Genomic DNA, 6,729 nt, shown 5'->3' on the forward strand with positions numbered 1-6,729 from the left:
AATCTCATCAGTTAGCTTTCGTTTACTTCGGTTAGCACTGTTGTATTTAGGCTTTTCAACTATATAGTCAGTTAATTCTTTTACATCAATGTTATTATCTGCTTGTAATAGCTGATTACGCCTTTCTTCATAATCCCGCACATATTTGGTTACAGTCCGCCTATTGATACCAGTTTCTTTGGAAATTGCTCTTAATGATTTCCCATCTCTAAAAGCGGAGATAACAATATGCTGCTTTTCACTCAAAGTTATCACTCCGTTTTGCTCCCTCCATAAAGTTATTTACAGAGGGTATTTTACTTTTTAGTGGTGTATTTTTCAATTATTATCCTGGTGTACTTTTATTTTATTACAAGCATCTTCACGAAGTGCATCATTTTTCTGCATTTTGAAGCCATTTATAATAGCCGCTTGGACTGATATTCGCGACTTGGCATAAATAGCGTGTCATATTTTTTAGTTGATACAGACGAATTGTTTCATTGATTGCTTGGTATTTTTCTCTTGGTGTTAGAACTGTCTCTTCTTCGCCTCTCTTTCCATTTCATCGAGCTTTTTTAGAAGTGTTAACTCAGCTTCTAAAAGTCGAATACGTGCTTCAGCCTTCTCTAATTTTTTGTAAGCTGATAGTTTTTCAGCACGCGGACGACCTGTGCTGCCTTTCCCACGACGCTCTTCTAGAAAACCTTGTTCACCAAATGTTTTATAGGTAGACCTCCAACGGTTCAATGCACTCTGAGCTCTCTTTAATCCAATGATTTCTAAATCAAATCCAGCTACTCTAAAGATTTGAGCTGGGCCTTTTCCTGCTAAATTTTCCTGAACAGCCTTAAATTTAAACTCAGCTGTATATTGAATTGAGCGATCTGAAACAGATGCCACATTTGGATTCGTTTCAATTTGTCTGTGTTGATGTTCATTTTTAGAGGAAATAGACGAATCGTTGATGAATAACCGTGATTTTGATCGCTTAAAAAACATAGACACTTGACAATACCTTTACTTTATGGTTGTCTATAAGTAACTGAATAAATGAATCACTAGGGGAGCAATATTGCTGAGAAAGACATGTCTTGACCCTTTGAACCTGATCTAGGTCATACTAGCGTAGGGAAGTGATGGCGGACAAAACAACTATCTTAATTTTTGTTGTGTATTGTAAACCATTCCTTACGCTTGTAGGAATGGTTTTTTTGGTTCATTATTCAAATAATAAAATAGGGAGAGAATATACATGCAATTTACGGATCGTTTATTTGAGAAAGTAAAGCCCGTTTGGGACAGTTATTTAGAGCACCCTTTCGTTAAAGGGATTGGAGAAGGTACGTTAGACAAAGAAAAGTTTATTCATTATATGAAGCAAGACTATGTTTATTTAATCGAGTATTCACGTGTTTTTGCTATAGGTGCTACGAAAGCAAACGATTTGAAAACGATGACAATTTTCGCTAATTTGCTACACGGTACAATGAACTTTGAAATGGATTTACACCGTGAATATGCTGAGAAATTTGGTATTTCTAATGAAGCATTAGAAGCAACGAAACCCTCATCAGCGATGACAGCTTATACAAGTTATATGATTAGCCAAGCACAACTCGGTGGAGTTGAAAACGCAGTCGCAGCAGTCCTTGCGTGTGCTTGGAGTTACAACTGGATCGGAAAGGAATTAGCTAAGTGGCCAGGTGCATTAGATCATGAATTGTATGGCAACTGGGTAAAAATGTACTCATCAGAAGGCTTTACGAAAATTGCTGATGACTGTATCCATTTAATCAATGAAATTGCTAAAGGTAAGCCCGAACATGAGTTAGATAAGTTAGAAGGCATATTTATTAAAACGAGCTACTTTGAGTATATGTTTTGGGATATGGCAGAAAATATTTCGATGTGGCCAGTATCAAAATTAGCTAACGTTTAATTGATAAACGATTGATGCGGAGAAGACTTCAATACATCTCCGCCTTCATGTAAGGAGTAAATATATGTCTCAAGAAAATAAAACTGCAATTAAATTTGACGAAGTATCTTTTCAATATGGACGAGGACACGATGAAAGACCTATTTTAAATAAACTGACTTTTTCGATTCCAAAAGGAGAGTTCGTCAGCATCGTTGGAGCTAGCGGTTCAGGAAAGTCCACCATTTTCCGATTAATCGTCGGTCTTGAACAACCTAATGAGGGCGATATTTACTTAAATGGACGTATTGAACAATCTCGATTTGGAAAAGTCGGCTATATGCCACAACAAGATTTGCTAATGCCTTGGAGAACTATTAGACAAAATGCCCAGCTCGTTCCTGAAATTAAAAGGAAACGTGACGATAAACAAGTGCAGATACTTCTAAAAGAGTTTGGACTAGAAGGATACGAAGACAAATACCCCCACGAATTATCTGGTGGTATGAAACAGCGGGTTTCATTTTTGCGGGCAACTTTATCTGGATCTGATATTCTTTTACTCGATGAGCCATTTTCCGCCCTAGATGCAATGACAAAGATGTATATGCAAGAATGGTTATTAGAACAATGGGAAAAACAACATTCGACCATCTTATTCATTACACACGATATATCCGAAGCGTTGTTTTTATCAGATCGAGTCTATATCGTAAAAGAAACGCCGATTACTTCATTACACTCGATTGAAGTTCCATTAAATAGACCACGCACTAGGAATGATTTAGATAAAAAAGAAGTCATATTATTAAAAAATCAACTAATCGAACAGTTCAGAACGAGGATGTCATGATGCGAAATTCTATCAGTTCATTCATATTTATATTGATATTGCTAACGATCTGGGAAATCGGTGCACGAATGGTGGATAAAAGTTTCATCTTACCTACACCTACAGATATTGTATGGACCTTGTGGGAACTGAAAGAAGTATTATTGTTACATCACCTGCCTATTACATTAAGCGTCATTGCAATCGGACTATCTATTTCAATTGTATTAGGTATTAGTTTAGCAATTAGTATGAATCTATTTAAAAGTTTAGAAAAAATGTTTTATCCAATTTTAATAATGTCTCAGACGATTCCGATCATTGCACTTGCTCCAATTTTCGTCTTATGGTTTGGCTATTCGATTTGGAGTAAAGTAGTCGTCACAATTATTATTACCTTTTTCCCGATTACAGTCAGCACTTTCGATGGCTTTCGTTCAACGAATTATCAATTAAAAGAATTATTACAATCCATGGGAGCTAATAAAAGACAAATCTTTTTTAAACTTGAAGTACCTTCTGCTTTACCTTCATTTTTCTCAGGTATGAAAGTTGCCGTACCGATGAGTGTGATTGGAGCTGCTATTGGTGAATGGCTAGGAGCTCAAGCAGGGTTAGGTTATTTTAGCCGTCGAATGATGACTCAATTTGATGGAGCCGGTGTATTTGCTCCGATTGTCATCTTATCATTAATAGGTATGCTGTTATTTGCTATTGTCGTTTTTTTAGAAAAAATTTTTATGAAATGGAGAGTTTATGATGAGAAGTAGAATGATGCTATTTTCCCTTATGTTAATAACAATATTGATGCTCGTTGCTTGCAATGAAGATGAAACAGAGAGCAAGGATGCTAGAGAGTCAACAACAAATGATGAAAAAGAAACCGTCTCGATTATGTTAGATTGGTATCCAAATGCTGTACATAGTTATTTATATGTAGCCCAGGAAAAAGGATATTTTGAGGAAGAAAATATCGTTGTTACATTTCAATTCCCAGCGAATCCGACAGATCCATTAACCTTGGCCGCTTCTGGAAAAGTAACGATGGGCCTTTATTATCAGCCAGATGTTATAATGGCGAAGGCGAATGAAGATATTCCAATTAAAGCCGTTGCGGCAGTCGTTCGTGAACCATTAAACCACGTCGTATATCGAGAAGATAATCCAATTCATTCACCAAAAGAATTAGTCGATAAAAAAGTTGGTTACCCTGGTATTCCAATTAATGAAGCGTTAGTCAAAACGATCGTTGAACATGATGGTGGGAACTATGATGAGCTTGAAATGATTAACGTTGAATTCGAATTAGGTTCTTCTTTAATCTCTGAACAAGTCGACGCCGTTAGTGGAATGTTCGTCAACCATGAAGTACCTTTATTGCGTAGTCAAGGATACGAGGTTGATTATATTAACCCAGTAGATTACGGAGTGCCTAGCTACTATGAAGTTGTTGCGGTAACGAGTGACGAAACGTGGGAAAATAATCAAGAAACAATCAAAGCCTTTTGGCGGGCTGCTCGTAAAGGATTTGACGATATGATAGATAATCCAGAAGAAGCTTTAGATATTTTATTAAGCAACCAAGATGAGGCAAATTTCCCTCTGGATAAAGAGGTCGAAACTGAAAGTATGAACATTTTACTCCCAAAAATGAAATCTGAAGCAGGTTTTGCTAACCAAGAAAAGGAATCATGGGAGGTAACAGCAAAATGGCTAAAAGAATATGGATTAATTGATGAGGTACCAAATATTGATGACCTTATTATTTCAATTGAACCATAACTTAGTTTTTAATGAGTTTGGTATGTCAACACTAAACTGAATAAATTTTATAAGGTGTATTGATCTGTTTTACCGCGCACGATTAGTGTTCTTCATGAAAATAGTAATTTTATTTTATCACTTGACTCGGAGCCTCTGCGGGCATGATTTCGATAGCCTTGTCAGCCAACCTAAACAAACAACGCTGGCTATGGCGTAAAAGGCTATCACAGCCCGCCTCTCCAAGTAAAGTGGTGCTTGTCATATTAGTTTGCTTGTAACTGTGCTTGTATTCTGTTGGTGTTAAATAATCTAGTGAACCATGGATGCGAATATTGTTAAACCAATTGACGTAATCAAATAATTCTAATTCTAGCTCTTCTTGACTTGTAAATATTCGTCCATTCACGAACTCTGTTTTGATCGTCTTAAACGTTGCTTCAGCTACTGCGTTGTCATAGGGAGAACCTTTATCACTTAATGATCGTTCAATGCCAAATGCTTCTAAGGCTTGGTCAATTAACTGGTTATTAAACTCACTCCCACGATCTGTGTGAAATAATTGAAGGTGATTTAGATTGTATTTAACCGAAGCGAACGCTTTTTGAACTAGAGCTAAATCTTTCTGTGGATCAGAACTTTGACCTATGATTTCTCGATTAAATAGATCGACTAACACGCAAATATAATGCCAATTATTCTGTGTCCGCACATATGTTAAATCACTGACAACAACTTTTAACTCTGTATCTTGAGTGAATTCATGGTTCAACTTATTTCCGATTTCAGATTCATTTACTTATGATTTATTAGGTTTAAACTGTGCTACCGTATATTTAGAAACAAGTCCCTGCGCTTTTATAATTCTACCAATTCGGCGGCGTGAAACTTTAAAGCCTAGCTTTTATAGTTCTTTTTTAATTTTTCTTTGACCGTAAATGTCGCGACTATCTTTAAAGATTTTAACAATTAATTCGGATAATTCATCGTCTTGATTATCACGTATTTTAGCTTCATAATAGTAGGTACTTCGTGGAATTTGTAGGACGTCACACATTGCTGATATCGAGTATTTGTATTTGTTATTTCGAATCACATTTACGCATCAATCTATTATCAGCGCGGCTTGCTTTAACATATCATTTTCCATCGCAAGTCTTTGGTTTTCTTTACGAAGACGAATCAGCTCTTCCTGTTCAGATGTTCGATTATCTTTTTCTTCAAAAGATCCACTTGTTTTGTGCTGGCGAACCCATTTATCGAACGTCGAAGGCATTAATTCGTATTCTTTTATCATTTCAGCTCGTGGTTTTTTCTGACAAATAAAGTTGGATAACTTGTTGTTTAAATTCTTTTGTAAATGATCTTCTTGGTCTTCTGGTCATTCTAGACACTCCTCCGACTTTTATTGTATTAAGTTTAGATGACCTTAACGAATCTGTCCAACTAAGTGTAACCTATCCATACACTAGTCGTAGAGTATATGAATCATTACAACCATACAAGAAAGCAATGGACATTAAATAAGATGACCCCGGCAACCTACCGAAGTCATCTAATCGCAGCATAAGAGCAACTATATCGCTTTTTATTAAACTGTCTACAAAATAGGGTTCAGTTCAGCGAAACTAAGTAATTATTTTTTTATTTTTTAGTTCTAAAAATATAGGTGCTATATTTAGTAAAATGCAAACAACTGTTAGAATCCATAACGCCTTTTCCATAGTAGGTACAACATCTAATAAAGCCGACCAATCTTCACCTTTTACCCAATTGGATATAAGGCTATGTTCTGCACAGAGTGTCAATGCCGTAAATGATAACCCCATTGCCATAGCAAGTCTATAGTCTTTTCCTACTTTATACATATAAAGATTTATAAAAGTTGCTACTATATGTATCTGTCAACTGAAAACTGCACCAAAATATAATTAAAAACTACACCACCTGGGTCAAAAAAATTATTGTTGCTCAATCCACTGTTTCGTTTCCTTTAGCCTAAATGAATTGCCGTTCATATTGACTATGTAGGCCTTATGAGTTAGGCGGTCAATCATAGCTGCTGTCATCACTGGGTCTTGAAAAATCTCATCCCATCTATCAAATGATAAGTTAGTTGTGATAATAACCGACTTTCTACCAGCTCTTAGAGATAAATGTGTAAATAATAGCTCTGAACCCTCCTTATCAAAGGATATGTACCCTAATTCATCTGCCACAACCAAGTCATATTTTT

At 36.0% G+C, this 6,729-nt stretch carries 7 protein-coding genes, 3 pseudogenes and 1 riboswitch; of the genes and pseudogenes, 5 read left to right on the top strand and 5 right to left on the bottom strand.

Going from position 1 to position 6,729, the window contains the following annotated elements:
• Both BR02_RS14515 and BR02_RS0112565 read right to left on the bottom strand, forming a co-directional pair.
• On the bottom strand, nt 1-255 hold a 255-nt coding region (locus tag BR02_RS14515), incomplete at its 3' end, for a helix-turn-helix domain-containing protein (RefSeq protein ID WP_034639542.1).
• Between the two features lie 121 nt (nt 256-376).
• Nucleotides 377-981: pseudogene (locus tag BR02_RS0112565) on the bottom strand (IS3-like element ISBsp3 family transposase); the annotation flags it as partial.
• A 51-nt stretch (nt 982-1,032) separates the two neighbouring features.
• A riboswitch (TPP riboswitch) is annotated at nt 1,033-1,131 on the top strand.
• A gap of 103 nt (nt 1,132-1,234) precedes the next feature.
• Between BR02_RS0112565 and tenA the strand changes: the two are divergent.
• From tenA to BR02_RS0112585, 4 genes are all read left to right on the top strand, one after another.
• Complete coding sequence (gene tenA, locus BR02_RS0112570) at nt 1,235-1,921, top strand: thiaminase II (RefSeq protein ID WP_031517626.1); 687 nt, start codon at nt 1,235-1,237, stop codon at nt 1,919-1,921.
• 64 nt (nt 1,922-1,985) lie between these two features.
• Entirely contained in the window at nt 1,986-2,753 is a 768-nt protein-coding gene (locus BR02_RS0112575; protein WP_031517628.1) for an ABC transporter ATP-binding protein, read from the top strand.
• The gene (locus BR02_RS0112580; protein WP_031517631.1) at nt 2,753-3,502 is read left to right on the top strand and encodes an ABC transporter permease; all 750 of its coding nucleotides are present in this window, start codon (nt 2,753-2,755) and stop codon (nt 3,500-3,502) included. The genes BR02_RS0112575 and BR02_RS0112580 overlap by 1 nt, the downstream gene beginning before the upstream one ends.
• Nucleotides 3,492-4,514, top strand: coding sequence for an ABC transporter substrate-binding protein (locus BR02_RS0112585; RefSeq protein WP_031517633.1), 1,023 nt, complete (start codon nt 3,492-3,494; stop codon nt 4,512-4,514). Before BR02_RS0112580 ends, BR02_RS0112585 begins: the two co-directional genes overlap by 11 nt.
• Before the next feature lie 277 nt (nt 4,515-4,791).
• On the opposite strand, the pseudogene BR02_RS14520 reads toward BR02_RS0112585, so the two are convergent.
• Nucleotides 4,792-5,878 (bottom strand): annotated as a pseudogene (locus BR02_RS14520) (IS3 family transposase); the annotation flags it as partial.
• Between the two features lie 95 nt (nt 5,879-5,973).
• On the opposite strand from BR02_RS14520, the pseudogene BR02_RS15320 reads away from it, so the two are divergent.
• Nucleotides 5,974-6,063 (top strand): annotated as a pseudogene (locus BR02_RS15320) (hypothetical protein); the annotation flags it as partial.
• A 58-nt stretch (nt 6,064-6,121) separates the two neighbouring features.
• On the opposite strand, the gene BR02_RS15210 reads toward BR02_RS15320, so the two are convergent.
• Both BR02_RS15210 and BR02_RS0112600 read right to left on the bottom strand, forming a co-directional pair.
• Nucleotides 6,122-6,361 (bottom strand): hypothetical protein, encoded by a 240-nt coding sequence (locus BR02_RS15210; RefSeq protein ID WP_084171049.1) that lies wholly within the window; start codon nt 6,359-6,361, stop codon nt 6,122-6,124.
• A gap of 93 nt (nt 6,362-6,454) precedes the next feature.
• Nucleotides 6,455-6,729: ATP-binding protein (locus BR02_RS0112600; RefSeq protein ID WP_031517634.1), on the bottom strand; the 275-nt coding region annotated here is incomplete at its 5' end.

This window comes from Desulfofalx alkaliphila DSM 12257 (assembly GCF_000711975.1).
GTDB classification, from domain to species: Bacteria; Bacillota; Desulfotomaculia; order Desulfotomaculales; family Desulfohalotomaculaceae; genus Desulfofalx; species Desulfofalx alkaliphila.